1 protein-coding gene is annotated in these 1,706 nt (G+C 54.6%); it reads right to left on the reverse strand.

The window, feature by feature from the left end; genetic code table 11:
• A partial coding sequence (locus AC3B8H_RS21050; RefSeq protein WP_488443463.1) for a CHASE2 domain-containing protein occupies positions 1 to 1,399 on the reverse strand: 1,399 nt, incomplete at its 3' end.
• Positions 1,400 to 1,706: the final 307 nt, after the last annotated feature.

A 1,706-nucleotide genomic window follows, 5' to 3' on the forward strand; every position in this document is an offset into this window, starting at 1 on the left:
CGCCGCCACGCGCGCCGACCGGACGACCGAGCACTTGATAATAGGCGTTCAACAACTCCCACATCTGCTCGGCGCTACGACCCGCCGCCAGCGAGGTATAGCCCTCGATGTCGGTTGCCAGACAGACGCCGCGAATTTCCCGATGGGTCGTGGCGGCGAACGCTGTGTTGCGACCGCCCGAATCCGCAAACGGCAACGCGCCAGCCCACTGCGGAAAGACGCGACGCACAAAGGTCAGCATCCGCCGTCGCTCGACCAGTAACTCGCGGCGCGCCATGACCAAACTAGTCAACCATGCGGTCGGCAGCATCACAAACATAGGAGTCACTATCGGCAACCAAACGGCGTGACGAGCGAACAACCAAACCGCCATCACTACATAACCGACTACAAACAACGCGGTTGCCGCATATCCTGTCCAAGCGGGTAAGACCGACAGCAACAACGCCAACATCAGCGCGAATCCCGCATAGACCGCGCCGTGAGCTACCGGCGTTCGGATAAAGCGGTCTTCCAACAAATTGGCAAACACCGTCGCCATGATCTCTACACCGGCCATCTTGCCGGTACGGGCATTGGTCAACGGGGTTTGAAAGAAATCGGTCTTGCCGGCCGCGTATTGCCGATTAGCTTTGCCGACGAACACGACCTTGCCGCGCAGCTCGCCAACCTGACCTTGCAAAACCCGACTGTAAGACTCCATCCGCAAGGTTTGCGGCGGCCCGTAAAAATTGATAAACCGAGACTCCTCACCGCAAACTACGCGGGCTAGCCGCTGATCGACATTCCGAATGGAATCGTCACCGTTCGCGGCCAAGCAAGTTCGGCGTAGCTCGGCAAGCCAATCCATGTAGGAAACGCCCGGCGGTTTGGACTGTGCGAAGCCTTGCATCCGATCCAGATACGCCGCCCAAGCCACAACTGGCAAACTCGGCATTTCCCCCAAGCCATCGATATACAGCCACGTTTCGCGTATCGTCGCGTCTTCGGCATCGTTGGCTAAAACAAACGGCGCATGACCTAGCAGCGCCGGCGCCAAGCGGGGATTGGCGGAAATCCTTCTTAGCGCCACGAATGACTCCGCCAGCTCACCACCCTCGCCGCCGGATTTAGAGAGGGCCGAAGACTTATTACTTTCGGAACACTCTTCGCGCCCAAAAAAATCCTCGGTCCCCCGCCGAAACATCTGCACGCAGTCGCTGGCAAGCACGTTGCCGGCTTCCATCATTGCATCAGCCAGTTCTGAATCCACCTCGGGATCGTCATGAATGAACTGCAAGTCGAACACCACCAACGCCGCGCCCTGACGATGCAACTCCCGAATCAACCCGGCATGGAAACGGCGCCAGCGAGTCAAGTCGTTGCCGACGCCTAGCTCGGCTTCGGAGGTTTCGTCCATAGTTATCACAAGAATCTTTGCGCTAAGTGGCACGCTCCCTCTTATTCGATAAAAATAACCATCTCCAATATACGTAAATTTACCAAAGCACAAATTAATAGCTACCGCTATGCTAAACGATAAAATCGAGACAATTAAAGATCGCACTTGCGAAAATACGACACTTTCTGGTTATAAATTAACTGCCTCATCAATAGCGGCAAATGAAAAAAATCGTGTACCAATCAAAGATAAATACGCCTACCACTCCGCTGAGTCTTCAGGAACGCATACTTTATATTTTTTTCCATTATTGTAATAAACGGTA

Source organism: Methylomonas sp. BG-2 (assembly GCF_057766305.1).